The following is a 22,587-nucleotide window of genomic DNA, read 5'->3' as shown; positions in this document are numbered from 1 at the left end:
GTCCTTCACTTTCACGTGATTCCACCTGCTGCTTTCGGAAACGAGCGGGCGCGAGACTCAGTCGCGCCCGCCCGTTTCGCCTGTTTACGGCTGAACCGACGTAGCGTCGAAGTTCGCCTGAACGTACGACGTCTGGCCCTGCAGCGCGTTGTTCGCGTCAGCACTGCCCTGGTCGGGCAGCGCCACCGAGACCTTGAGCACGCCCTCGGCACCGCTCTCGTACACTCCGAGGTCGAGATCCGCGACCTCGGCCTGCGTCACGCCATCCGCGATGACGGTATCGCCGAGTGCGACGCTGTAGCGAAGCGCGCTGGCCATCGCATCGTCCGAGGTGAATCCCGGACGATCCTGCAGCGAGAAGTTGATGTCGGCGCCGAGGCGCGGGCTCTCATTGCGGAACGGGATCTCGACGGAGATGGTGTCGCCCGGGGTGATCAGATCCGCGCCGGGGATGGCGATGTTGACGCCCTCCGGGGTGTCGGCCTCCTGCCAGGTGCCCGCGACCGGCACGCCCGCATCGTCGGTGCCCACGACCTGGATGTTGAATCGCGACTCCGTTCCGCCGATGCCGCCCCCGTCGGTTCCGTTCCCCAGATTGAGGTTCGCAAAGTCGCTGAAGGCCGCAGCGGTGACGAGACCGGCTGCTGCGAGGAGAGCGCCGCCGGCGAGGAGAACGCGTCGTTTGCCGTGCACGGTGGATGCAATTTCCATGAGTATTCCTTTTGCTGTAGTCCGCTTCGAGAGGGACATGGACGAGTTCGCCAGTGATCAGTGTTACCGATCAGCGACAGTGCCGCGCCTCAGTCGTGGGCGGCACCTTCATCTCAGCGGGAAAGAAATTCGCTACCGGCGTCTTTGGCGAATTTCAGCAGGCTTGTCTGCCGAATGCAGTACAGAACCAGGGAAATGCAGTATCGATGCGGGGGGGAGGGGGGGGGGAATAGGGGAGAGAATTTAAGTAGTCGTACGAGTGGCAGCGAGTATTGCGGTTTCGGCGAAATTCAGTAGCCGAGCGAGCGACCGAGAGAAGAACGGTCGTCGTTCCGCGGCGCCTCGCCACTGCGGAACCACGACCCCCCGTTCCGCGCGCCTTCCTCGCCTCGCACTCGTTCGTGCTAGGGCGTGTTGATCAAGCGGTTCCGCCACTGGCTGGGTGAGTCTCGAACGGTGACGCGGCAGGAGATATCTGACAAGGTGTGGTGGGTGATGTAGCCGTTGATGCCGACAGTGACGGGTCGGTCGCGGCCATGGACAGATCATCGACTCGCTGTCGAAGGAGTGGCGTGAAAGTACCGAACCGGGGGGCCGTGGCGGGACGTGCCGGAACGGTTCCGAAAGTGAAATTCGATCTACGAGCGGTTCAATCGGTGGGCCGGAGACGGCACCTGGGAGAAGATGCTCGCCCAGGTGCAGCAGCAGTCCGACGCGGACGGGAAGGGCAGACCCCGCACCCGTCCCGACCGGGTGCTCGCCGATAAGGGATACCCGTCGAAGGCGAACCGCGCATGGCTCCGCGACCGCGGGATCGCCGCGACGATTTCTGAGCGCGACAACCAGATCGCTCACCGTCGAAATAAGCCGGGCCAGCCGATCGACTTCGGTCACCAGCAGAGCGCTACAAGTGCCGAAACGTCGTCGAGCAATGCTTCGACAAGCTCAAGCAACGGGCGCGGAATCGCGATGAGCTTCGACAAGACCGCTCGCAACTACCGAGCCGCCGCCAGCTTCGCCGCCACTCTGATATGGATGAAGGCGGACCTGTCCCGTCCGGCCTGAGCACGGGCCCGTCGAACCGCAAGGATGAGGCAGGATGATGGAATGAGTTCCTACGTCCGCCCCTTGATCGACGCGCCGGTCTTCCGCGATGCTGACGACGGCGTAATCAACTATGGGAATCGGTGGCACGGGTCGCCTCCGGAGGACACCTACTCGGTCGACACGCATCCCGAGCGGTTCGCGCCGATCCACGTTGTCGCCGATGCCCTCATCGCGCACCTCCGAGAGACGTACGACGTCGAGGTCGATGAAGGTGTTGAGGCGGCGGCCGATCTGCTGCGTCCTGAACTTCATGATGTGGTGCGCGCCGTGCGGATACGGCCCAATGATCCGAAGTGCGCGTCCTTGACGATGGTCTTCACCGCCTATCCGGGGATCCACATGCACGCGGGCCTATTGCACGACTTCTACTACCCAGCCTGCGGTTGCGACGCATGCGACTCGAGCTGGCAGGCCGAAGCCGATGAACTTGAGCAGCAAGTATTGGCGATCGTCAGCGGTAACTACCGAGAGACGATTGAACGCGGACTTCGCCCCTGGGTCGACTACGCCTTCACCTATCCCGACGGCGCGAGCTCCGGGAAGTCCCGCTCCCAAGATCTTCCTGCCCGGCGCCTCAAAGACGCCAAACCCATCCTGCGCGCCCTTCCCGACGGATGGGATTCATGGCCGCGTTCGGCCTCAGTCTCTTGAGCAACACGGCCTAAGGGCCCGCACGGCGAGAATGTCGGCGCCCTCGCGTAGCATCCATGACAGCGAAAGGGGAACCATGGGGATCAGAGAAGAGCACACGCTCGCGAACGGGTACTCGCGCTTCGACGCAGCGACGGCGGAGGAGACGCTGCGCGAGCTGGAGGCCCAGTTCGAGGCGGGCGAGCTGAGCCGCCATGCGTACTTCGAGAAGAAGCGGGCACTGGTGCGTCTCTTCGTGAAGTCGACGACGTCGCCCCGACGCAAGCGCCGCGAGACCGACTACGACGCGGAGCAGGCCGGCCAGTAGCGACGCCGCACACCCACGGCTACCAGCGGCGCCCCGGGCAACGGCGGCGCCCCGGGAGAGCGCCGCGAGCGCGGCGCGCCGGGAGGGCGCCGCGCTCGCGGCGCCCCTACGCGCGGCGGTACTGCGCCGTGATGGGGCAGTCGAACGGGTCGCGGGCCGCGAGGCCCACGCGGTTCAGGTAGTCGATGACGACCGCGTACGAGCGCCACAGCGACGTCTCCGTGTACGGCACGCCGAGTGTGCGGCAGTGCTCGCGCACGATCGCGCGCGCCTTCGAGAGGTGCGGCCGCGCCATGCTCGGGAACAGGTGGTGCTCCACCTGGTAGTTGAGGCCTCCCATCAGCCAGGTCGCCCACCACCCGCCGCGGATGTTGCGCGACGTGCGCACCTGCTTCGAGAAGAAGTCGAGCTTCGCGTCGTGCGCGATCACCGGCATGCCCTTGTGGTTGGGCGCGAACGACGCGCCCATGTAGACGCCGAAGACAGCGAGCTGCACCCCGATGAAGGCGAACGCCATGCCGACGGGGAGCAGCAGGAAGACGGGCACGAGCACGACCGCGAACCGCACGAGGATGATCGCGAGCTCCGTCCAGCGACCGTTCACCGGCTCCCGGCTGAACAGGTACTTGAAACTGTGGAAGTGCAGGTTGAGGCCTTCGAGCGTGAGCAGCGGGAAGAAGAGCCACCCCTGCCGCCGCGTGATCGCGCGCACGAAGCCGCGCGCCTGCGCCGCATCCTCCTCGATGAAGGAGATGGTGTCGACCTCGATGTCAGGATCCTTGCCGACCCGGTTCGGGTTCGCGTGGTGCCGGGTGTGCTTCGAATCCCACCACGAGTAGCTCATGCCGATCGCGCCCGCCAGCCAACGCGCGAGTCGGTCGTTCGCCGGGCCCGTCGACAGGATCTGGCGGTGCGCCGCCTCATGGGCGAGGAATGCGATCTGCGTGAAGATGATGCCGAGCGCACCCGCAATGAGCAGCTGGAACCAGCTGTCGCCGAGCAGGATGAAGCCGGTCACCGCGCCGCCGAGGGCGAGGGCGATACCGACGGCGACGCTCGCGTAGAACCAGTGCGCGCGGCGCAGCAGGCCCGACTCGCGCACGACCTGCGACACCCGCGTGTACGCCTTGGCGATCGGCGGGAAGTCGCTCGCGCGCGCCCGCGTCGGCTGCAGTCGGCCCAGGCCCTCGAGGGTGCGGGTGTTCGCTGGCGTCATCGTCGGCACCGTTCCGTTCCGGGCCGCTGGTGAGCGAGCCCTGGGTAAGCCACAGGCCGGGTGCCGATCGCTGGCCTCACGCTATCGGCCGCACCATGCGTCCCGCTGAATATGCGCATGCTGCACAGCGCACGCACAGCTGCCGCGGTCGCGGGCCGCGCGATCCGGCACCGACGCGACGAGGATCGCCGGCCATCACCCGCCGAGCGTCGCGTCGCGGCTCAGCTCGAGGATCCGCCGCAGCGCTGCGAGATCGACCCGTGCGAGCCGCGACACGTACAGGCACGCGCGACTCGCCCGATGCGGACCGAGCGCCGCGAGCGCCTCCGGCCACCGCTCCGAGAAATCGCTCGCCAGATAGACGGTGTGCTTCGCCGGACCCGAGGCGAACGCGAGCACCGGCACGGTGCCGGAGTGGCCGCTCTCGTACCGGTAGTGATGCTCGCCGAAGCCGATGATGCGGCCCGCCCACACCACCGGCCGCTCGCCGCTCACCTCCCGGTGCAGGTCGAGCAGCTGCTCCGCCTCATCGCGTCGCGCGCCCGTCACGTGATCGAGCACCTCCCCCACCGGCGTGTCGGAGGGGATCATCGCCGGGGTTCGCGTCGCCATCGAAGCCCCATCCCTCGATCAGTCGTCGGATCGCGCGTCGCTGTGACGGGCGGTGTCGTAGGCGGCGAGCGCCCGCGCACGGGTCGCGCGAAGATCCACGATCTCGGGGAACAGCACGCTGTCGCTCGCCCACAGGCTCACGTAGTGCCCATCGGGGTCGAACTTCTTCTGCTGCGTCACCGGGTTGAAGATGCGGAAGTACGGCGCCGCGTCGGCCCCGCACCCGGCCACCCACTGCCAGTTGAACGGATTGCTCGCGGTGTCGGCGTCGACCAGGGTGTCCCAGAACCAGGCCTCGCCGATCCGCCAGTCCGTAAGCAGGTTCTTCGTCAGGAAAGACGCGGTGACCATGCGCACGCGATTGTGCATGTACCCCGTCTGCCACAGCTCCCGCATGCCGGCGTCGACGAGCCCGTAGCCGGTCTCGCCCCGCTGCCACGCCCGCAGCTGCTGCTCGTCGGGATCCTTCCATGGGAAGTGCGCGAACTGGGGGTTGAGCTCGCGCAGATGCAGCGGCGAATTGTGGAACGTCGTATGCCAGGCGAACTCGCGCCAGCCCAGCTCGGAGAGGAACGCGCCGGCGTCGGCGCCCGATGCGAGGGCCCGATGCCAGACCGTGCGCGGGCTGATCTCACCCCAGCGCAGGTACGGGGAGAGCTCGGAGCACACCTCCTCGGACGGGAAGTCGCGTCGCCCGGCGTACGCGCCCGCGCGGCTCGAGAGGAAGCGCTCGAGCCGCGCGAGCGCCTGATCCTCGCCCGGCTGCCAGCGCTCGGCGATCCCCGTCGCCCAATCGGGGTGCTTCGACTGCAACCGCCAGTCGTCGAGAGCATCGCTGGCAGCGCTCGGCTCCGCGCCCCGCAGCGGCTCCGGAATCGGCAGCGGCTCCGCGGGGCCCGGCATCGCGAGGCACGCCCGCCAGAACGGCGAGTAGACGCGGTAGTGGCCGCCCGACTGGGTCTCGACGGTCCACGGCTCGAACAGGAGCCCTCCCGGGAACGAGTGCGCGTCGACGCCGTCGCCGTGCAGCCGCTCCTTGATGCGCGCGTCGATGTGCCGCTCGGCGCCGTACCGGCGGTTCCAGTACACGTGATCGGCTCCGACCTCTGCGGCGACCGCCGGAACCACCGATTCCGCGGCGCCACGGCGGAGCACCAGCGGCACTCCCCGCTCGTGCAGGGCCTCGCCGAGACGCGTGAGCGACTCGTGCAGCCACCACTTCGCCGCGCCGCCGAGCGGACGCGTCTCGTCCGACTCCTCGTCGAGCACGTAGAGCGCCACCACCCCGCCCTCGTCGCGCGCCCCCGCCGAGAGCGCCGCGTGGTCGGCAAGTCGCAGATCGTCGCGGAACCAGATGAGAGCGGTCATGAGCCCATCGTAGGGTCGCGGATCGTTCCCGTTCCGGGGGTTGCGCACGACCGGCTGCTTCTTCGGAAAATCAAGGGGGTGACGGTACTTCTGGAGTGCGTCCACACTTGTCAGTGTCGTTCCCGCTGAACCGTGTACCCCATGCACTTGCGAGTCAACGACGCGTCGCCCCTTCCATCGCCTGTGCCGGGAGGGGCGACACCCTTTTGGGGGCGCTGCGCTATCTTCGGGGGAAGCAAAAAAGAACCCCCTCGATGTAGAAGCTACGAGGGGGTTCAGTGGCTCCGACCGGCATCGATCCGGTGACCTTTCGATTAAGAATTCTCAGTAATCATCCGTTTATGCGGGATGGAAGGATCTTCGCTTCACCAGACGCCGATTACGAACGACGTAGCAATCGCTTCGCTCGGCTATCGGCCAATGTGCGGGATAGATGCGGGATATACGCCAGTCGATGGCGTGCACGAGTGAGGCCCGCTCGCGACCTGGACGAGGAGATTCTGTCTAGAGAAATGACGAGCAGGCCTCGCCTCAATTATCGCAGACTTGCGTCGAAAGATCCCGCAATCCACCGCTAGAACTCGATGGGCGGTGGGAACACGGTCACCGGAGACCTGAACTTGAACTCGCGATCCTGCGTCGGAACGAGCCGCTTACCGGCCTTCCGCTTTCGCAAGTTGTCCACCAATACGGCGGCATCCTGGGGACGCATTCCATGGCCGAGCAGTGCCGCTTCAAACACTTTCGGATCTATGACCCGCCAGCGATCCGTCGCGTTCATCAGGTCAGCTTTGAACTTCGCAATAGTGTGTTGCTGAAGTTCGTTTCCGTAGCCTCGCGTCGTGTCCGCCAAGAGCTTCGCAATCTCAGCCACGCCGTTGGGTAGTTCATTCATAAGCTCATTGTCTCCGGCATCTCGGACAAAGCGAAAGCCCCCGGCCAACTTGGCCGGGGGCTCACGCAGTCCGCTCACCACATCAGCATTGGCGGGCGAGATTCTTTTTCCTCCAACGTCGACACTCCTCGGCCCTTCCGCTTCGGAGACGATGCTCGCAACACTCGGAGGGCGAGAGCGCCGGCAATAAGCGGCGATACGTCCGCACCGTTGACGCCCACGAACTTCCACCCTTTCGCGTCATCGAACGTGGAGCGAGTAGCGCCTTGCGCGGCAGCATCTAGGCGAGGATCGTAATGCAGCAGTTGCCCCTCACGAACGGCCCGCACGAGCCCGTCGCAAGCAAGAGTGAGTTCGCGTCCAGTCGCCAGCGAGAGCCGCTTCCGGTTCTTTGCGTCACGCACGCCGGCGGCCCAGAGATCGGGCGTGATGTCGCCCGTGCGGAGCGGATCGAACACCACGTTCAGCATCGCGGTTTCCTCCCGCACCTTGCTCAGCGCGTTCCCCACCCATTCGAGCCCCGGAGCCGACGCGAGCACCTGGAGTCGCACCTTCCCAGAATGCAGCGGGATCGCTTCAACGATCGTTGTCATCTCTCGGTTGTAGGTCGTGTCGATGCCGAACACTCGGAAGTCGCCGTGCCGGAACGTGAAGTTCTCATCCCGTCGATTCGCGGTGCCGTTGCGGCCGTTGCCCCAGGCCACTTCATCCAGGGCGAGGGCGTGGTCACCGGACTTTCCCCACTCTCCGAGACGTTCACGCCGGAACACGTCGGGGCGGGCCTGGAGCGCTTGAAGTTCATCCACGATCTTCTCCTCACGAATGACAGCGCCGAGCGACGGGTTGCACTTCGCCCACACCTTCGGATCATCGAGGCGGTCCTCCGGCGCGCACGACCATTCCGACCACGAGAGCCGGTCGTCACCGCCAAGATAAGCGGCAGCACGAACGTCCGCGAAGAACTCGCCCTTACTGGAGTACGGCGGTGTGCCCGTCAACACAAGCTGTGTGCGAGCGTCGCCCTGCCCCGAGAGCGTCGGCAGCATGGCGCCCATCGTCAGATAGTCCAGTTCCTGCGCTTCGTCAGCGATGATCGTCGTGAAGCCGAGCCCACGAGTAGCGGACTTCGAGCGCGCCGTGAACTTCACCTCCGCGCCGTTCGTGAACGAGATCTTCTCCTGGCCATTCGCCGCCCGAACCACCTTCACCATCGCGGACAACGCTGGCACCGCCTCGAGGATCGCCCGGAACCTTGAGAATGACTCCTGCATCGTCCTCACCTCGTGCGCCGTCCAAAGCACCCGCTCCGCCATCAGCACCGCTTTCGCCAGAGCAACGACCTCGAGAATGACTCCCTTACCGTTTTGCCGGCCAACGGCGATGCCGACCCTTGTTGCTGCCCAGCGGTTGTCCTCCGTCAGGCCGAGAATGCGGCGCACCTGCACCTCCTGCCACCCCAGCAAAGAGACACCGGCAGCCTCCGCGAGCTCGATAGCGTCATCCCCCGTCGAAAGATCCGGGATCGTCGGTACAACCTCGAACGTCGGCTCCTGCACCCCCGCAATCACGATGCACCCCGAGCTTTCCGCTTCGCCAGAAGCTCATCTACAGGCGTCGTCGCCGTTGCTCCCGCGTAGCCTCGCAGCGCAGACTCGATATCCAACATGCACCGCGCCAACGAAGCCGTTTCACGTGCTGAATCCGTGCCATCCAGACGTTCCGCAACGATCTCTCGCAGCACCCCAAGTCGCTGCACCGCGTCCTCCGGGTGTGCTTGAATCGCCCTCAACATACTCCTCGGACTACTCATCCGTTATCTCCTCTCAAATCGCCTCCTGGCGGTTCATGCGCCCTGGAGGTATCGCCTATGCCGCGGGTGGACGGCTGATCGCTTCGCGACCCCCTAACCCCCTCCCCTGAATGTGTGTGTTGCCGTGCGTGATCCGTGGATTGCTCGGCCTGGTAGTGGTTGCCCTTGTCCGTCGTTCCGGAACCAGTAGCCAACGACTGCTTGTGCTTGTCGTGTTCGTGTTCGTGGTGTTGCTTGTTTCGCTCCTGCTTGTTCATTGCAAAAGCGGTGCGATGGTTTCGCGTTGTCGATGCTGTCTTGTCCTCCTGCTGCGTGCGCGATGACGTGATCGGCGGCGAACGCGAGCGGTCGCGGTGCTCGGACGAGCCAGTACTTTCCTTCGGCTCTCGCGTCTCGGTCTGCTTCGGCTTGTGTGCGGTAGTCGATTGGGCCGCGTGCGCCACGGCAGAGGTGGCAGGGAAGATCGTGCTTGCGGCCTTCTTCGCGTACTGCTGCTGCGATGCGTCGCCATGCGGTGGTGGCGGTGCGGGATGGTGTGCCGCTGTTCGGCATGGTGCCCTCCTCTCGGGCGCGAGGGGCGGGGTTCTATGGTGAGATACCCCGCCCCCTGCTTCAGTGAGTGCCCCCGGTTACTCGTCGTCCTCGTCGGGCGTGTGGTCCTCGGGGTCTACGTCTACGGTGCGCCAGCCCACGTCGCCGCGAATGTGTCGCTGCTGCATGGGTGCGGGCTCTCGGTAGTCCTCGTATTCCTCGAGGGCGACCGCGTGGATGGTGGCTCCGAGCTGCAGTAGCGCGGTCCACCGGTTGGGTCCGGTCCATGCTTCCCACACTCGGCGGCGGTGGAGTCCTTCGGTGTTGAGGATGAGGCCGATGGGGTTGCTGGTCTGGGTGCCAGCGATGGTTGCTGCGGCGGTGAGTGTCGGCACGAGGCCGTCGAAATTGTGCGCGAGTGATTGTCCTTCTGCCCACGCGGTGCGGATCTCGGAGGATGCGTTGATGAGGTCGCCCGGGTCGGTGGTCGCCGGGATGATGTCGTGGGCTTTGGTGAAGGCAGTGGCGGCGGTGTTGAACTGGCGTCGGAACTTCTCGTAGTTCTTCACCGCGGTCTTAGCGATCTCGGCGTCGAGGACTGGCGCCAGTGCCCGTGCGAGGCCGTTGCGGACTGTTGCTTCATCGACGGAGGATGCTGTGGTCTGCGCGAGGGCGAGGGTGCCCCACATGGCGACTTGCGTGGGGTCTGCGTCTGAGATGACGGCTTCGGCGTATTGCTGGGCCGCGTTGATGGTGCTGGGGTCGCATTCGGTGCGACGTCGGATGAGGCGGTGGTATTCGTCGGTGAACTCACCTCCGGCCGCTTCAATGGCGCGGATGCTCTCTTCTCGGATGAGGGTGTGGTCAAGCATTGGTGTTCCTTTCGATGGGGCGCTCGAGCTCGGCGCGGATGAGTGTTTCGAGCGGTGTCGTGTGGCCGTTCAGTTGGCCGGTGATGATGGCTGCGAGGCTGGCGTCATCGTTGAGGGCGATGGGCGGCGCGTTGTTCACCGTGGGTGCGGGTACGTCGCCCCAGAAGTTCTCTCGTTCAGGCATGAGGTGTCCTTTCGTCGGTTCGCCAGAGGGCGATGCGGAGGCGGTTGAGGGCTGGGGAGTCAATTCGGAGATCCCAGCCGCTCAGACCGAGCGCGTGCAGTTCCTCGAGCTGGTCCGCAGTGAGGTGCTCAACTTTCGCGGAGTAGATCGTCCGCTCGCCGTGGCGTCGAACCTCGAGGTGCTGCGCCCAGGAGGGTCGCCACTCCTCCGGTTTGCCGAGCTCGTCGCGGAGCTGCTTATACGGGGTGGTAATCACGGTCATTCCTTTCTCGGAGTTCTCGGTCGTGCTCGTCGCAAAGGTCGTGCACTGCGTCAACCACTCGACGGGCCTTGTCGAACGGGATGACTGCGAAGCCCCCGTTGCTGTGGATCAAGATGCTGTCCTGCTCCTCGCCGGTAGTCGGACTCGTCCAAACCCGCCGGACGACGCGCACGCGCATTTTCATCAGTCGCCCTCGATTCGTTGGTAGGTGGGGCAGGTGTCGTCGTGGAGGATTTGCACGACGTGGATGTTGTCGGCGAGGTGCACGAGGCGGGTTTCAGATAGGCAGTCGGGACAGTCGTGAGTGTGTGCTGCCATCGTGGTTATTGCGGTCATGGTGACCCCTTTCGCGGGTGTCTGAATTGACGAGTTTCGAGGGGGTGTACCTGTACCTGGGGTATAGGGTCCAGGTACAGGTACACCGCTGTACCCGGTACGTACCCGGTACAGTCGTAGAGCCAAAGTTGGCGTACCTGAGGGTGTATCTGAGGTACACCTCGGCCAGGTACAGTCAGGTACGGTCCGGGAACGGCGTGACGACCGCTTCGATGCCATTGACCTCACGCCACGCCTTCAGAGCTTCTCGAGCTTTGTCCTTACCCCAAGTCATCCGGGCACACACGTCCCGAACGGATGAGGGCGGAGGGTCGAGACGATCAAGTTCCCGCACGAGATCCGGGAGATTGGCGCCCGTCGTGCTCCCGAGCATCTTCGGTTGTTCCCCGGCCTGCGCCGCGACGATGTACGCGTCCAACGCACCGTTGGTGTCGGTCATCTTGAAGCGACCCACGAGCGGTTCCTTCTCCGTGGCGAGGTGACGACGCAGACCACCGTTGCGGTCTTTCACGAGTGTTACCTCGGCCTCTCCGCCGCTACCGGGGGTGAAGGGCCGGTCGATGCGGAAGCGGAGCATTGTGCCGGAGTATGCCCGCTTCTTCGCGCTGGTTCCCGTCGCCCCGTAGGCTGCCGAGTCCTTCGATTTCGCTTCATGGTCGATGACGACGACGCAAGACCCGTGCAGCGCGAACGGTTTCACGGCCCGCCTGAACACGTTCGTGAAGTCATCCGCTGAGTTGCTACTTGCCCCGTACATCGGACCGAGCTCCCCAAACGAGTCGATCACAACGAGCGTCGGTTGCCAGTCCGAAGCGTCTTGCACGATGCCGTCGATCTCGCGCTGGTCGTCGGGTTCGCAATACCGGAATCGGGTCGGGTCACTCAGCACGTCTCCTGCGATCCCGAACGATTGGAAGCGGGACACGGTAGCGTCGACGCCGTTGTGGTCGAGGTCGATCATGAGGACGCTGCCACCGGTGAAGAGCACTTCCGCGGCCGTCGCCTGCGCGTACCATGTCTTGCCCGACTCCGGAGGCCCGAGGACGCAGTTTGCGTGACCGGCGTACACGGTGCCGATCCCATCGCTGCGCTGTCCGATACCGGGGGCCGGGGGTGCGACCGGGCCACGCTCCAGCAGCTCCCGGATGTTCTCGTACAGCGTCGGCGTGTAGCCGGTGATGATCAGTGTCATGCAGCCCTCCTCAGGGCAGGCCCCTCAATGAGGGGTTCGGTGAAGAATCGCTCCGCCTGTTCGGCGAAGTGGTGATCGAGACGGCGCTGATATTCCTCGCGTCGGTCGTTCGGCGAGAATGCCTGCATGTAGAGCACGTTGAGCTGGTGCTCGTAGATGCGGGCTTGTTCCCGTGCCTGCTGCATGGCCTCCGCCCAACCTGCGAAGTACCAGGCCTGGACCGCTGGGGGGAGTTCCCAGAGTTGAAGCTCCCCTCGTTCGGTCTGGTCGCGCCACTGGTCGAGGTGCCGTGCAGCGATCTCGCTAATCGTCAGCCGCGTCACGAGCGCGTCGATCAGCAAGCGAGATGGGCGTCGGTCTCCGCACCCACTCGGACGGATGGTTGAGGCGTGAAGCAAGCTCCTGCAAGCGTCCTGCGACCGCGAGAGCTTCGTCACGGTTCAACCAGTGGGTGACTTCGTCATCGCCGTCGAGCAGCACGATCTTCCGCTGATACTCCGGGTGACCGGGACGCTCCCACTCGCCGTGCGAGACGATGAAACGAGCGATCTGCGTGGTGTCAGGCATGAGTGGGCTCCTTCGCTTTAGCTTCTGACGCAAGTGCCTGATAGAACAACTCGCAATCAGGACAGGTCTCGAACTCGACGTGGGCGACCTCCTGGTTGGGAATCGCTTTGGCGCCTTGGTGTTTCGGCTGGAGCGTTTCACCGCACAGCGCTTTCGCCGTGCCGCCCATCACGATCGAACGCGTAATGTCTGTGCGCCGGACGTAGTGATTGAAGTCGGTCATCAGAGCCCACCTCCGACGCCTTGCTGGTCGGGTTCACCGGGCTCGGTGCCGCGCTGCAACTTCCGGTCCTTTACCGGGACCGGCTGCCAGAACGTCTCGACCTTGATGCCGAGAGCGAAGGCGATGTTCGCCAACTCGCGAACCGTGAACGGGCACTCCTTCGCGGCAAGCTTCCGGGTGAACGTGGGGAGAGGGATGCCGGCGAGCGCGGCGATCGAGCGGTGACGGCGGGGCGAGTCCCCGACGTGCTGCCGGAGCGTCTCCTGGACAGTCTCGGCCGTGACGATGGTTTCCATCAGCACGTCACCTCCTGCTGCTCCATGACGTGCACGGCGACAGCCTGGAGTGCCGCGGCAAGAGCACAAGCCTCCGTGAGGCCGACAAGTCGTTCTCCGGCTCCGTCGAACTCGAGTACAACGTGATTGCCGCCGACGGTGTCGGGCGCCACGGTCGAGCCGGCCACATGGATAACCGCGAAGTTGTCAGCGGCGACATCGGGTGAGATGATGGTGGACATAGTTCCTACCTCTTCCTGGTGGTTGATGGTGTCGGACTTCTTGGCCTCGGCGAGCTGCAACTCGTTCGGGGCTTTTTCCTTGCGCTTAGTCATCGCTCCTCCCGCTGAGAATCGATCCATGCGTCCACGTCAGACTGCTTCCAGCGCACCGAACCTCCGATTTTGATTGCTGGTGGCAGCGGCTCCCCCAGCGAACGTCTCCGGTATACGGACGCCGTACTGATGCCCAACTGCTCCGCAATGTCGGCCGCCCGAAGCAGTGCATTGGGACGAGCGTTGACTTCTAATCCGTTCACAATCTCTCCTCACGTTACAGGTTCTAGAACTTGTGACCTGTAGTGCGAGGTTAGCAAGAGAGCGAAGAAACTACAAGTCCTGTAACCTGTCACCCATGAGTCAGGTGACGAGTATCTCGACAGCCGTCGGAGATTTCCTACGAGAATTTCGGTCCGACCACGGGTTTACGTTGGATCAGGTGGCTCGCTCCGCCCGAGAGTTCGGCGCGAGCTGGAGCGCATCGAGCGTCAAGAACATCGAGAGTGGCAGGGCTGTAACGAGCCTCCAAAACCTGATCTCGCTCACACTCGCTCTCAATAACCTCGCGGGAACACATCTCACGCTGGCCGACGTACTAGGGAAAGCTCAAGCCTTCGAATCCCCGCGGGCGCTCGGGCTTCCAGTGCGTCGTGCGTGGGTCGACAAGGTGTTGGCAGGCGCTCCGGTCGAGATCGGTCATGTTGAGAATCTGCTCGGTGGAGAAGAGAAAGCCAAGCAGATAATTACCGACTTCCCGGAGAAGATGAAGGGTTGGCTCAAGGAACTCCCGAAAGGCATAGACCTTCAGACGATTGAGCGGGTCGAATCGCAAAATCGGTCTGCTTCACTCGCTGAGGAAAGGGCCGCGCGCACTTTAGGAATTCGCCCTGATTCAGTTCGTGTTTGGGCGATAAAACTATGGGGAATGGATCTTGAAGAGAAGGCGGACAAGCTAGCGAGAGAGCGTTTGGAGTCACTCGAGGAGCCTTCTCCCCAGGCTCGTGGTGCGATGACTCGGGCGCTTATTCGTCAAATCCGGGAAGAAGTAGAACGCAATGGCTCGCTCGCGTAATCCGATCGGCTCGCACGGCGTCATCAAGGTTGACGAGCTAGTTCCAAAGGTCAAGTATCGGGCACGGACCCGCTACAGGTTCAGTGATGGGAAATCTCGCCAGGTCGAACGATTCGACACGACCGGACCGAAAGCAGAGAACAAGCTCAAGAAGGCGCTCCTCACAATCGAGGCGGACCGTGGCGGGGAACTCAAGCCATCCACGACGCTGCGTGCGCTCGGTCAGCAGTTCCTCGCATCCAAGCGCGATCTCGGACGCTCGGAGGGCACGCTGGAAACGTACGGCTACGCGGTGTCGGCACACATCACACCGAAGATCGGTGACATGAGCATCGCCGAGGCCAAGCCCGAGCGACTGCAGCGCTTCCTGACATCGGTAGAGAAGGAGAGCGGCCCCGGTGCCGCGAAGAACTGTCGCTCGACGCTCTCAGGGATGCTCGGTATCGCGGTCCGTAACGGTGCGATCTCGCACAATCCGGTACGGGAGCTCGAGCGGATCTCGCAGCGAAAGAAGAAGGGCTCCGCGGCGATCCCTCTGGATCAGCTTCCGGCGTTCCTCAAGGCGATCCGTGCCGACGAGAAGCTCACCGAGTGGGACACGGTTGAACTGATCGAGTTCATGCTGTCGTCGGGGTGGCGCGTCGCCGAGGTCTGCGCACTCGACGCTTCCTCCATCGCTTGGAAGGCCGGCACGGCAACCGTTGAGGCTATCAACGTGCGCGTGAAGGGTAAGGGCATCGTTCGCCAGGAGTTCCCCAAGACCGAGAAGTCCGGCCGCACCACTCCCCTACCAAAGGCCACAATGGCGCTCCTGCGACGTCGGCACGACCGGCTCAAGGAATTCACCACCCTGTTGTTCCCAACGCCTCTCATGCGCCCTCGCGATCCGTCGAACACGCAGCGAGAGATCCGGGACCGCCGCGAGCTGCTCGGCTATCCAGACCTCTCGACTCACTCGTTTCGCAAGACGGCCGCGACGATCCTTGATAAGGCCGGACTCTCGGCTACGGAGATCGCCGACTATCTCGGGCACGAGAATCCATCCATGACGCAGGATGTCTACATGAACACGATCAAGGGTGCGACCAAGGCGCGTGATGTGATGCAGAGTCAGCTCGGCAAGCTGATTTGAAAGTGCGGGGTTTTTGCGGGGTGCTCGACTGAAAATTTTGCGCCCGAGTTAGGGCCACGACCCGGGCCGTAACAGAAAGCCCAGGTCAAAAGCAAAAAGAACCCCCTCGATGTAGAAGCTACGAGGGGGTTCAGTGGCTCCGACCGGCATCGATCCGGTGACCTTTCGATTTTCAGTCGAACGCTCTACCAACTGAGCTACAGAGCCGGGCACTCACCAAAGGCGATCGCCGGAGACGAAGAAGCCCTTCCGAGGAAGGGCTCTTCATCCAGCGACCCTGACGGGACTTGAACCCGCGACCTCCGCCGTGACAGGGCGGCGCGCTAACCAACTGCGCTACAGGGCCATGATGTGTTGCTATTCAATTATTCGTCGGTACCAGTGACCCCAACGGGATTCGAACCCGTGCTGCCGCCGTGAAAGGGCGGTGTCCTAGGCCGCTAAACGATGGGGCCGAAGCGATTTCTCGCTTGCTACCGAGATGAAATCTTACGGGGGTTCTCCACCGCGACGCAAATCGAGCCCGCGTTACCGGTATCTCTGGCGTGTCGCGGTGAGGAGCCGGTCGGATCGAGGGCGCAGAAGCGGTCAGTTCGATGCGTTTCGCGGGCGGGTAGTGCATCGCGCTGACCGCTCGAGGGAGCGGGGCGGGGGCCGGGGCGGGGCGGCGGGAGCCGTGGCGGGGGCGGCGGGAGCCGTGGCGGGGGCGGCTAGCCCGCGACGCGTTCGGAAGCACGACGCCGAGCCCCTCTCGCGCCGCCGAACCCCTGTGGAACCGCCGAGCCCCTGTCGAGATGCGGTGCTCTCGACAGGGGCCCGGCGCGCTGCCAGGGGCTCGGCGCGCTGGCAGGGGCTCGGGCGCGAACACGGGCTCGGGGCGCGAACAGGGGCTCGGGGCGCTGACAGGGGCTCGGCGCGCTAGCAGGGGCTCGGCGCGCTCCCCTACCAGTGCCGGTGCTCGTGCGATCCGGACGGGTCCGTGCGGTAGTCGGGCCAGGGCAGGTCGATCGGGGGCTCGAAGTCGCGCGGCAGGAGCGCGGGCATCGGCTCGGCCGCCGTGCGCTCGGCGAACTCCCGCTGGGCTTCGGCGAGCACCTCGGGTTTCGTCAGCAGGTCGATGAACGTGCCGGCGACCGTCTTGCCCGCGGTGACGATGGTCGGCGCGATCGTCTCGGGGATGCCTCCGAGTGCGTTCATGACCCACGCGGGGTACGGTCCCGCCCCGGGCACGGGCTGCAGGGCGGGGCGCGACACGTAGAAGCGCACGAGCGGCGCGTAGTGGCTCATCTCGACGTAGTCGTCGCTCGTCCAGTTGCGCTGCCACGCGGGCATGTGCTCGCGCAGGCCCCGCTCCGCCTCCTGCGGCGAGATGAGCTGCTCGGTCTCGGCGAGGAACGGGCGCTCGGCGGGCTCGATCCCGAGCGAGCGCTGCACCTCCTGCGCGATCGCCACGGCCTCCGGCCCGTAGCTCGGCGCCCCCACCTCGGTCAGGTTGTCGAACAGCACGGTCGCCATCGCGTGGTTCGTGCGGCCGGGTCGGCTGCGGGCGATCCAGCGCTCCTCGAGGTCGCAGTGCCCCATCGCCGCCGCCGCTGCGGCGTTGCGGTCGAGCACCTGGAGAATGTGCTCGGCCATCTCGATGTCGGGCGTGCGCCACGAGAACTGCACGCGTGCGACGCGCTGCGGCAGGTTGTCGGCCGTCGCCTGGCCGTCGGTGAGGATCGCATCGGAGAAACTCCACCCGCCCGTCGCGGGCAGCATGGCGTCGAGCATGCTGCGCGAGGCCGAGTACATCTGCACGAGCGACAGGTTCGCGCCGGGGGCGCGGGCGGCCGAGTGCGACGCGGGGATGGGCGAGTTCGGGTCGGCGCTCGACAGCTGCCACTGCTCGGGGCGATCGCAGACGAAGCTGTAGACCTTGCTGTAGTAGGCGCCGCACTGCGTGTCCCAGCGGGCGGTGTTGCAGAGCGGGAGCATGTAGAAGGGGTGGAACGAGACGATCGCGTCGGCGTCGTCGTAGTAGCCGCGCAGCCCGTGCACCACTTTCGAGCCGTGCATCTTCTCGGCGGGTTCTCCCGTGTAGTGGAGCGTGCCGCCGATGCCGTGCTCGCGCATCGCGTGCTGTACGGCGAGCACGCCGGCGAGCGTCGAGATGCCGAGCACGGAGTGCGGGTCGGTGTGGCCCGGGGCGAACCGCGAGAGGCCGTCGCGCGGCGTCTCGGTGGTGGTCGCGGCCTGGTTGTTGCCGGGCACGGCGTCGTACTCGGCGTACGTGAGCAGCGTGGGCCCGTCGCCGTTCGACCAGCGCGCGCTGAACGCAGTGGGCATGCCCGCCGACCCGTCTTCGACGGTGAACCCCTCGGCGCGCAGCCGCTCGACGTACCACTGCTGGGAGCGGTACTCGCGCCAGGCGGGCTCGGCGAGTTCCCAGATGCGGGTGTGCCATTCGGTGAGCTGCGGCAGGCGGTCGTCGATCCACGCCTGCGCGGTGCGCTTGGCCTCGGCGGTGAGTGCGGTCACGATCTCTGGGTCCTCTCTGATGCGGCGTCGGGGGTGCGCCCCGGAGCGGACCCCGGGGTGGTTCCAGGGGTGCGTCCCGGAGTGGTTCCCGGGGGTGCGACGACGGGGCGGTTCACGGGCGCTTCGGGGGCGCCGGTCTCGCGCAGCGCGACCGCGTTCTGCGCCTGGATGCGCACGTACTCGATCTCGGTGCGCGCCGAGAAGTAGGCGATGTGCGGGGTGAGCACCACGTCGCGGCGCCCGACGAGCGGGTGCCCGGGGCTCGGCGGCTCCTCCGAGAGCACGTCGAGGGCCGCGGCCGAGAGCCGCCCGCGGTCGAGTGCGGCGGCGAGCGCGGGTTCGTCGATCAGCGCGCCGCGCGACACGTTCACGAGCACCGCGCCCTGCGGCATGCCGTCGATGAACGCGGCGTCGACCATGCGCTCGGTCTGCGGCGTGAGCGGCAGGTGCAGCGAGAGCACGTGCGAGCTCCGCCGCACCTCGTCGAGGTCGGTGCGCGTCACGCCGAGGCCGTCGAGCTCGTCGCGCACCGCGGCGGTGTCGGGCAGCAGCGGGTCGTAGCCGAGCACGCGCCCGAAGAGGGGGCCCGCGAGGCGCGCGAGCTCGCGGCCGATCTTGCCGAGCCCCACGATGCCGAGCGTGGTCTCGCTGAGGCGCGGCGGTGCGGCGTCGGCGCGCGAGTTCCAGTCGCCGGGGGTGGCCGAGGCGAGGTAGAACGGCAGCTGGCGCACGGCGTGCAGCAGGATCGCGAGGGCGTGGGTCGCGACCTCCTCGGTGGCGGCGCCGGGCACGTTCGTCACCCACACCCCCCGCTCCGCCGCGGCGTCGGTGTCGACGTAGTCGAAGCCCATGGACATGAGGGCGATGATGCGCAGCTCGGGCAGTGCGTCGATGATCTCGCGCGTGATGCTCGCGTAGCCGGGCAGCAGCACCTCGGCGTCGCGCGCACCGGCGATGATCTCGGCGGCGTCGCGGGTGCCGAGCACGCGCACCTCGTAGCCGGCGGCTTCGAGCAGGCGCACGCCGGGCGTGATGTCGGTGTCGTCGGCGTCGGTGTAGACGGCGACGGGGCGCCGCGCGTCGAGGTGGTGCGTCATCGTCGGGCCTCCCCCGAGTCGTAGGCGTACGCCGCCTGGTCGATGTGGATGAGCTGCAGGCCGCCCTCCGCGCCCGCGGCCTCCACCGCGGCGGCGAGCTGCTGCGCGTCGGAGGCGCGGCGCCCGGTGCCGCCGAAGGCCGTCGCCACCGCCGCCCAGTCGGGCTGCACGAGGTCGACGCCGACGGGCGCGATGCCCGCGTCGGCCTCGTTCTGCTTGATCTCGGCGTACCCGCCGTTGTCGACGACGATGACGGTCACGTCGAGGCGCTGCTCGACGACGGTGATGAACTCCTGCATGGAGAACATGAGGGCTCCGTCGCCGACCACCACGAACGCGGGCCGGTCGGGTGCGGCGATGCGCGCGCCGAGCGCGGCGGGGAGGCCGTACCCGAGGGTCGCGTAGGTCGCCATGTACGGGGTCGAGTTCGGCTCGGAGACGCGCAGCGTGTTGAGCAGGCCCCAGTAGGCGATCTGCGACGAGTCGGTGGCGACAACGGCCCGCTCGGGCAGGGCCGCGGCGATGTGCTCGGCGAGGGCCGTGTTCTGCGCCGACAGCTCGGCCGATTCGGCGCGCACCCGGGCCACCGTCTCGGCGACCGACGCCTCCGCCCGCTCGCTGCGCTTCTGCGCCTCTGCGGCGTCGACGGGGTGCTGCTCGAGGGCGTCGAGGATCGCGGCGAGCGCGGGGCGCGCGTCTGCCACGATGCCGAGATCCGCGTGCTGGTTCTTCGCGATCTGGGAGTCGAGCAGGTCGATGCGGATCACGGTGCCCCGCGCTGCGAGACGGTCGACCCAGAGCTCGGCCTCGCCGAGCTTCGACCCGACGACGAGCAGTACGTCGGCCTCCTGGGCGCGGGAGCGGCCGGCGGCGAGGCGCAGGCTCGATCCGATCGCCAGCGGGTGCCGCTCGTCGAGCACGCCCTTGCCGTTGAGCGTCGTGATGACCGGAGCGGAGAGCCGCTCGGCGAGCGCGCGCAGCTCGGCGGCGGCGCCGCGCGAGCCGCCGCCCGCGAGCACCACCGGCTCCCGGGCCCCGGCGAGCAGCCGTGCCGCGGTCGCGACGCTCTCCGCGTCGGGCCGGGTCGCGGGAGCGCCGGCGCGGGGAGCGAGCGCGTCGGCGGGCACGTCGGCCTCCGCCTCGAGCAGGTCGAGTGGAATCTCGATGTAGACGGGGCGGGGCCGGCGCGCGGCGAACAGCTCGAAGGCGTCGTGCACCGCGGCGACGGCCTCTGCGGCGGTCTGCACGCGTCGGCCCCACTCGACGATGGCCGAGGCGGCCGCGAGCTGATCCTTCGTCTCGTGGAGGGTGCCGACGTCGGCGAACTCGGCGCCGCGGGCCGGGCCGGGAGCGATGATGATCATCGGGCGTGATTCGCAGTACGCGGTGCCCGCGGCCGAGAGCGCGTTCAGCAGTCCGGGGCCGCTCGTCGTGATGACGACCCCGGGCAGGCCGGTCTGCAGCGACCACCCGTCGGCCGCGTAGCCCGCGCCCTGCTCGTGGCGGGTCGTGACCGGGCGGATCCCGAGCGCGTCGAGCGGCCGGTACAGTTCGAGATTGTGCGTGCCGGGGATGCCGAAGACGGTGTCGACCCCGTAGCCGCGGATCGTCTCGACGACCACCCACCCGGTGGTGCGGCGCGCCTCGGTCGAGGCGATGGCGCTCATCAGCGCACCTCGTCTGCTGCGAAGCGGCGACTGCCGTCGACCCAGGTCTCGCGCACCGCGATCCGCGCGATGTCGGCGCCGTCGACCTCGAGCGGGTTCGCGCCGAGCACCACGAAGTCGGCGCGCTTGCCGACGGTGATCGACCCGAGCTCGTTCTCCCGGCCGAGGGTGATCGCGCCTTCGAGGGTGTGCCCGCGCAGGGCGGCCTCGGGGCTGATGCGGAGCGAGTCGGGGCCGAGCTGCGCGCCGCGACGCGTGACGCGGGTCACGGCGGCCTGGATCGCTTCGAGCGGGCGCGGCTCGGCGACGGGGGCGTCGGAGGAGATCGTCACGGGCACGCCCGCCTCGATGAACTCGCCCAGCGGGTTGAACCGCTCACCCGGGGTGCCGATGGCCTGCTCCACGCCCTCGCCCCAGTTGTAGTAGTGCTGGGTCTGGTTGACGGGCCGGATGCCGAGCTCGGCCATGCGCGTGATCTCCTCGGGGGTCGGCAGGCCGCAGTGCTCGATGCGGTGCCGCGCGTCGGCGTCGGGCCGTTCGATGAGCGCCTGCTCGATCGCGTCGACCACGAGCTTGATCGCGGTCGGCGACTGCGCGTGCGTGGCGGTCTGCAGCCCCGCCGCGTGCGCCTTGCTCACGAGTTCCGTGTACTCGCGCGGCTCGTGGTACAGCTGCCCCGTGCGGCAGGGATCCCCGACGTACCCCTCGGGGAAGTACGCGGTCCAGCCGCCGAGCGTGCCGTCGGCGTACAGCTTGATGCCGGTCGCGGCGAGGAAGGGGTTGCCGAACGGCCCGGTGAGGCCGATGTCGAGCACCTGGTCGAGCAGGTGCGACAGGAAGTACATCGAGACGCGCATGTCGAGCGCCCCGCGGTCGGCGGCCTCCAGGTACGCGGCGAACTCCCGCTTCGACACCTGCGCGTCGCCGATCGCGGTGACGCCGCCGCGCAGGAACTCGCGCTGCACGAGGTCGAGCTGCCGCTGATGCTCGGCCGGCTCGTCGCCGAGGTGGAAGTTGGGCCCGTGGTGCCCAATCTTGACGCCGTGCAGGCCCGTGAGCACGTTGCACGCGGCGTCGGAGAGCTCGCCCGTGAGCTCGCCGTCGGCGTCGCGGAAGAACTCGCCGCCCTCCGGGTTCGGAGTGTCGCGGGTGATGCCGAACTTCTCGAAGGTGTACGTGTTCACCACGCCGCCGTGCCCGGAGGCGTTCATGATGTACACCTCGCGATCCGTCGCGATCTCGTCGAGCTCCTGGCGCGTCGGGTGCCGGCGCTCGGCGAGGTTGCGCTGCTCGTAGCCGTAGCCGCGGATGGGGGCGCCGGCCGGCAGCCGCTCGGCGCCGGCGCGCATGAGCTCGACGATCTCAGGGATCGACCCCGCCTGCGCGGGCGAGATGTCGATCCAGGTGAGCATCTGCCCGTACATGAGCGGGTGGGCGTGCGGGTCGATGAACCCGGGCACGATCGTGGCCTCGGGGTAGTCGGCGCGGGCGGGGTCGAGGCCCGCCGCGGCAGCCGCCGCCTCGACGTCCGCGATACTGCCCACGGCGAGGATGCGGCCGCCGGCGCTGAGGAACGCCTCGGCCTCCGGCTGGTCGGCATCGACGGTGAGGATGCGCTGCGCGGTCACGATCGTCGGGATCGAGTCGCGGGCGTCGTAGGTGGCGAGCTGTCGCACGGTGGTGCTCCTTCGGTGAGGGGGTG

General features: G+C 66.7%; 27 protein-coding genes and 3 tRNA genes. 5 read left to right on the top strand and 25 right to left on the bottom strand.

Going from position 1 to position 22,587, the window contains the following annotated elements; all coding sequences use genetic code 11:
* Positions 1–84: 84 nt before the first annotated feature.
* On the bottom strand, positions 85–711 hold the full coding sequence (locus BLT44_RS13480; protein WP_010156339.1) for a hypothetical protein: 627 nt from the start codon (positions 709–711) through the stop codon (positions 85–87).
* A gap of 696 nt (positions 712–1,407) precedes the next feature.
* Between BLT44_RS13480 and BLT44_RS15020 the strand changes: the two genes are divergently transcribed.
* The 3 genes from BLT44_RS15020 (at position 1,408) to BLT44_RS13465 (ending at position 2,776) form a co-directional block, all read left to right on the top strand.
* On the top strand, positions 1,408–1,776 hold the full coding sequence (locus tag BLT44_RS15020; RefSeq protein WP_176783310.1) for a transposase: 369 nt from the start codon (positions 1,408–1,410) through the stop codon (positions 1,774–1,776).
* 42 nt (positions 1,777–1,818) lie between these two features.
* Positions 1,819–2,469 carry a DUF6226 family protein gene (locus tag BLT44_RS13470; RefSeq protein WP_010156337.1) on the top strand — a complete coding sequence of 217 codons (651 nt, stop codon included), beginning with the start codon at positions 1,819–1,821 and terminating at the stop codon, positions 2,467–2,469.
* A gap of 76 nt (positions 2,470–2,545) precedes the next feature.
* Entirely contained in the window at positions 2,546–2,776 is a 231-nt protein-coding gene (locus tag BLT44_RS13465) for a hypothetical protein (protein ID WP_010156336.1), read from the top strand.
* A gap of 106 nt (positions 2,777–2,882) precedes the next feature.
* On the opposite strand, the gene BLT44_RS13460 is transcribed toward BLT44_RS13465, so the two are convergent.
* The 17 genes from BLT44_RS13460 to BLT44_RS16190 all read right to left on the bottom strand — a co-directional run bounded on the left by BLT44_RS13460 (position 2,883) and on the right by BLT44_RS16190 (position 13,657).
* Positions 2,883–3,992, bottom strand: coding sequence for a fatty acid desaturase family protein (locus BLT44_RS13460; protein ID WP_010157844.1), 1,110 nt, complete (start codon positions 3,990–3,992; stop codon positions 2,883–2,885).
* Positions 3,993–4,187: 195 nt separating this feature from the next.
* Complete coding sequence (locus tag BLT44_RS13455) at positions 4,188–4,604, bottom strand: DUF1801 domain-containing protein (RefSeq protein ID WP_010157846.1); 417 nt, start codon at positions 4,602–4,604, stop codon at positions 4,188–4,190.
* Between the two features lie 18 nt (positions 4,605–4,622).
* Positions 4,623–5,972 carry a cryptochrome/photolyase family protein gene (locus BLT44_RS13450; RefSeq protein ID WP_029608398.1) on the bottom strand — a complete coding sequence of 450 codons (1,350 nt, stop codon included), beginning with the start codon at positions 5,970–5,972 and terminating at the stop codon, positions 4,623–4,625.
* A 574-nt stretch (positions 5,973–6,546) separates the two neighbouring features.
* A complete protein-coding gene (locus tag BLT44_RS13445; protein WP_143026161.1) occupies positions 6,547–6,867 on the bottom strand; it encodes a hypothetical protein in 321 nt (106 codons plus the stop codon).
* A 74-nt stretch (positions 6,868–6,941) separates the two neighbouring features.
* Entirely contained in the window at positions 6,942–8,435 is a 1,494-nt protein-coding gene (locus BLT44_RS13440) for a hypothetical protein (protein ID WP_010156334.1), read from the bottom strand.
* 335 nt (positions 8,436–8,770) lie between these two features.
* Complete coding sequence (locus BLT44_RS16195) at positions 8,771–9,229, bottom strand: HNH endonuclease (RefSeq protein ID WP_143026160.1); 459 nt, start codon at positions 9,227–9,229, stop codon at positions 8,771–8,773.
* 77 nt (positions 9,230–9,306) lie between these two features.
* Positions 9,307–10,080 carry a hypothetical protein gene (locus BLT44_RS13435; protein WP_010156333.1) on the bottom strand — a complete coding sequence of 258 codons (774 nt, stop codon included), beginning with the start codon at positions 10,078–10,080 and terminating at the stop codon, positions 9,307–9,309.
* Positions 10,073–10,264, bottom strand: a complete 192-nt coding sequence (locus BLT44_RS13430) for a hypothetical protein (protein ID WP_010156332.1) — start codon at positions 10,262–10,264, stop codon at positions 10,073–10,075. The genes BLT44_RS13435 and BLT44_RS13430 overlap by 8 nt, the downstream gene beginning before the upstream one ends.
* Positions 10,257–10,520 carry a hypothetical protein gene (locus BLT44_RS13425; RefSeq protein ID WP_143026159.1) on the bottom strand — a complete coding sequence of 88 codons (264 nt, stop codon included), beginning with the start codon at positions 10,518–10,520 and terminating at the stop codon, positions 10,257–10,259. Before BLT44_RS13425 ends, BLT44_RS13430 begins: the two co-directional genes overlap by 8 nt.
* A gap of 189 nt (positions 10,521–10,709) precedes the next feature.
* Complete coding sequence (locus tag BLT44_RS15695) at positions 10,710–10,862, bottom strand: hypothetical protein (RefSeq protein ID WP_176783309.1); 153 nt, start codon at positions 10,860–10,862, stop codon at positions 10,710–10,712.
* Positions 10,863–11,037: 175 nt separating this feature from the next.
* On the bottom strand, positions 11,038–12,054 hold the full coding sequence (locus BLT44_RS13420) for an AAA family ATPase (protein WP_010156330.1): 1,017 nt from the start codon (positions 12,052–12,054) through the stop codon (positions 11,038–11,040).
* Positions 12,051–12,395 (bottom strand): hypothetical protein, encoded by a 345-nt coding sequence (locus BLT44_RS13415; protein ID WP_010156329.1) that lies wholly within the window; start codon positions 12,393–12,395, stop codon positions 12,051–12,053. Before BLT44_RS13415 ends, BLT44_RS13420 begins: the two co-directional genes overlap by 4 nt.
* Positions 12,358–12,621, bottom strand: a complete 264-nt coding sequence (locus BLT44_RS15415) for a hypothetical protein (protein WP_143026158.1) — start codon at positions 12,619–12,621, stop codon at positions 12,358–12,360. Before BLT44_RS15415 ends, BLT44_RS13415 begins: the two co-directional genes overlap by 38 nt.
* Positions 12,614–12,844 carry a DUF3039 domain-containing protein gene (locus BLT44_RS13410; RefSeq protein ID WP_010156328.1) on the bottom strand — a complete coding sequence of 77 codons (231 nt, stop codon included), beginning with the start codon at positions 12,842–12,844 and terminating at the stop codon, positions 12,614–12,616. The genes BLT44_RS15415 and BLT44_RS13410 overlap by 8 nt, the downstream gene beginning before the upstream one ends.
* Positions 12,844–13,140 carry a hypothetical protein gene (locus tag BLT44_RS13405; RefSeq protein WP_143026157.1) on the bottom strand — a complete coding sequence of 99 codons (297 nt, stop codon included), beginning with the start codon at positions 13,138–13,140 and terminating at the stop codon, positions 12,844–12,846. Before BLT44_RS13405 ends, BLT44_RS13410 begins: the two co-directional genes overlap by 1 nt.
* Positions 13,140–13,454, bottom strand: coding sequence for a hypothetical protein (locus BLT44_RS13400; protein WP_010156326.1), 315 nt, complete (start codon positions 13,452–13,454; stop codon positions 13,140–13,142). The genes BLT44_RS13405 and BLT44_RS13400 overlap by 1 nt, the downstream gene beginning before the upstream one ends.
* A complete protein-coding gene (locus BLT44_RS16190) occupies positions 13,451–13,657 on the bottom strand; it encodes a helix-turn-helix transcriptional regulator (RefSeq protein ID WP_074690408.1) in 207 nt (68 codons plus the stop codon). Before BLT44_RS16190 ends, BLT44_RS13400 begins: the two co-directional genes overlap by 4 nt.
* Positions 13,658–13,752: 95 nt before the next feature.
* Between BLT44_RS16190 and BLT44_RS13390 the strand changes: the two genes are divergently transcribed.
* Both BLT44_RS13390 and BLT44_RS13385 read left to right on the top strand, forming a co-directional pair.
* Positions 13,753–14,469, top strand: coding sequence for a helix-turn-helix domain-containing protein (locus BLT44_RS13390; RefSeq protein WP_074690407.1), 717 nt, complete (start codon positions 13,753–13,755; stop codon positions 14,467–14,469).
* The gene (locus BLT44_RS13385; RefSeq protein WP_010156325.1) at positions 14,453–15,601 is read left to right on the top strand and encodes a site-specific integrase; all 1,149 of its coding nucleotides are present in this window, start codon (positions 14,453–14,455) and stop codon (positions 15,599–15,601) included. Before BLT44_RS13390 ends, BLT44_RS13385 begins: the two co-directional genes overlap by 17 nt.
* A gap of 134 nt (positions 15,602–15,735) precedes the next feature.
* On the opposite strand, the gene BLT44_RS13380 is transcribed toward BLT44_RS13385, so the two are convergent.
* The 7 genes from BLT44_RS13380 to BLT44_RS13350 form a co-directional block, all read right to left on the bottom strand.
* Positions 15,736–15,808: transfer RNA gene (locus BLT44_RS13380), tRNA-Phe, on the bottom strand.
* A 65-nt stretch (positions 15,809–15,873) separates the two neighbouring features.
* Positions 15,874–15,947 (bottom strand) — tRNA-Asp (locus tag BLT44_RS13375).
* A gap of 36 nt (positions 15,948–15,983) precedes the next feature.
* Positions 15,984–16,056 (bottom strand) — tRNA-Glu (locus BLT44_RS13370).
* Positions 16,057–16,543: 487 nt separating this feature from the next.
* Positions 16,544–18,121: a zinc-binding metallopeptidase family protein gene (locus tag BLT44_RS13365; RefSeq protein ID WP_010157809.1), complete on the bottom strand. Its 1,578-nt coding sequence runs from the start codon at positions 18,119–18,121 to the stop codon at positions 16,544–16,546.
* Complete coding sequence (locus tag BLT44_RS13360) at positions 18,118–19,218, bottom strand: C-terminal binding protein (protein ID WP_010157808.1); 1,101 nt, start codon at positions 19,216–19,218, stop codon at positions 18,118–18,120. The genes BLT44_RS13365 and BLT44_RS13360 overlap by 4 nt, the downstream gene beginning before the upstream one ends.
* Complete coding sequence (locus BLT44_RS13355; protein WP_074690405.1) at positions 19,215–20,885, bottom strand: thiamine pyrophosphate-binding protein; 1,671 nt, start codon at positions 20,883–20,885, stop codon at positions 19,215–19,217. Before BLT44_RS13355 ends, BLT44_RS13360 begins: the two co-directional genes overlap by 4 nt.
* Positions 20,885–22,561, bottom strand: coding sequence for an amidohydrolase (locus BLT44_RS13350; RefSeq protein WP_010156322.1), 1,677 nt, complete (start codon positions 22,559–22,561; stop codon positions 20,885–20,887). The genes BLT44_RS13355 and BLT44_RS13350 overlap by 1 nt, the downstream gene beginning before the upstream one ends.
* Positions 22,562–22,587 lie beyond the last annotated feature (26 nt).

It is taken from the genome of Leucobacter chromiiresistens (assembly GCF_900102345.1).
Classification (GTDB): Bacteria; Actinomycetota; Actinomycetes; order Actinomycetales; family Microbacteriaceae; genus Leucobacter; species Leucobacter chromiiresistens.
Note: the sequence above shows the minus strand (reverse complement) of the source record. Positions and strands in the feature narration are given on the sequence as shown.

Excerpts from the sequence above, each read along its gene's own strand:
- BLT44_RS13480 (WP_010156339.1), bottom strand. The coding sequence starts at position 711 with ATGGAAATTGCATCCACCGTGCACGGCAAACGACGCGTTCTCCTCGCC.
- BLT44_RS13470 (WP_010156337.1), top strand. The coding sequence starts at position 1,819 with ATGAGTTCCTACGTCCGCCCCTTGATCGACGCGCCGGTCTTCCGCGAT.
- BLT44_RS13465 (WP_010156336.1), top strand. The coding sequence starts at position 2,546 with ATGGGGATCAGAGAAGAGCACACGCTCGCGAACGGGTACTCGCGCTTC.
- BLT44_RS13460 (WP_010157844.1), bottom strand. The coding sequence starts at position 3,992 with ATGACGCCAGCGAACACCCGCACCCTCGAGGGCCTGGGCCGACTGCAG.
- BLT44_RS13455 (WP_010157846.1), bottom strand. The coding sequence starts at position 4,604 with ATGGCGACGCGAACCCCGGCGATGATCCCCTCCGACACGCCGGTGGGG.
- BLT44_RS13450 (WP_029608398.1), bottom strand. The coding sequence starts at position 5,972 with ATGACCGCTCTCATCTGGTTCCGCGACGATCTGCGACTTGCCGACCAC.
- BLT44_RS13445 (WP_143026161.1), bottom strand. The coding sequence starts at position 6,867 with ATGAATGAACTACCCAACGGCGTGGCTGAGATTGCGAAGCTCTTGGCG.
- BLT44_RS16195 (WP_143026160.1), bottom strand. The coding sequence starts at position 9,229 with ATGCCGAACAGCGGCACACCATCCCGCACCGCCACCACCGCATGGCGA.
- BLT44_RS13435 (WP_010156333.1), bottom strand. The coding sequence starts at position 10,080 with ATGCTTGACCACACCCTCATCCGAGAAGAGAGCATCCGCGCCATTGAA.
- BLT44_RS13430 (WP_010156332.1), bottom strand. The coding sequence starts at position 10,264 with ATGCCTGAACGAGAGAACTTCTGGGGCGACGTACCCGCACCCACGGTG.
- BLT44_RS15695 (WP_176783309.1), bottom strand. The coding sequence starts at position 10,862 with ATGACCGCAATAACCACGATGGCAGCACACACTCACGACTGTCCCGAC.
- BLT44_RS13420 (WP_010156330.1), bottom strand. The coding sequence starts at position 12,054 with ATGACACTGATCATCACCGGCTACACGCCGACGCTGTACGAGAACATC.
- BLT44_RS15415 (WP_143026158.1), bottom strand. The coding sequence starts at position 12,621 with ATGCCTGACACCACGCAGATCGCTCGTTTCATCGTCTCGCACGGCGAG.
- BLT44_RS13410 (WP_010156328.1), bottom strand. The coding sequence starts at position 12,844 with ATGACCGACTTCAATCACTACGTCCGGCGCACAGACATTACGCGTTCG.
- BLT44_RS13405 (WP_143026157.1), bottom strand. The coding sequence starts at position 13,140 with ATGGAAACCATCGTCACGGCCGAGACTGTCCAGGAGACGCTCCGGCAG.
- BLT44_RS13400 (WP_010156326.1), bottom strand. The coding sequence starts at position 13,454 with ATGACTAAGCGCAAGGAAAAAGCCCCGAACGAGTTGCAGCTCGCCGAG.
- BLT44_RS13390 (WP_074690407.1), top strand. The coding sequence starts at position 13,753 with ATGAGTCAGGTGACGAGTATCTCGACAGCCGTCGGAGATTTCCTACGA.
- BLT44_RS13385 (WP_010156325.1), top strand. The coding sequence starts at position 14,453 with ATGGCTCGCTCGCGTAATCCGATCGGCTCGCACGGCGTCATCAAGGTT.
- BLT44_RS13360 (WP_010157808.1), bottom strand. The coding sequence starts at position 19,218 with ATGACGCACCACCTCGACGCGCGGCGCCCCGTCGCCGTCTACACCGAC.
- BLT44_RS13355 (WP_074690405.1), bottom strand. The coding sequence starts at position 20,885 with ATGAGCGCCATCGCCTCGACCGAGGCGCGCCGCACCACCGGGTGGGTG.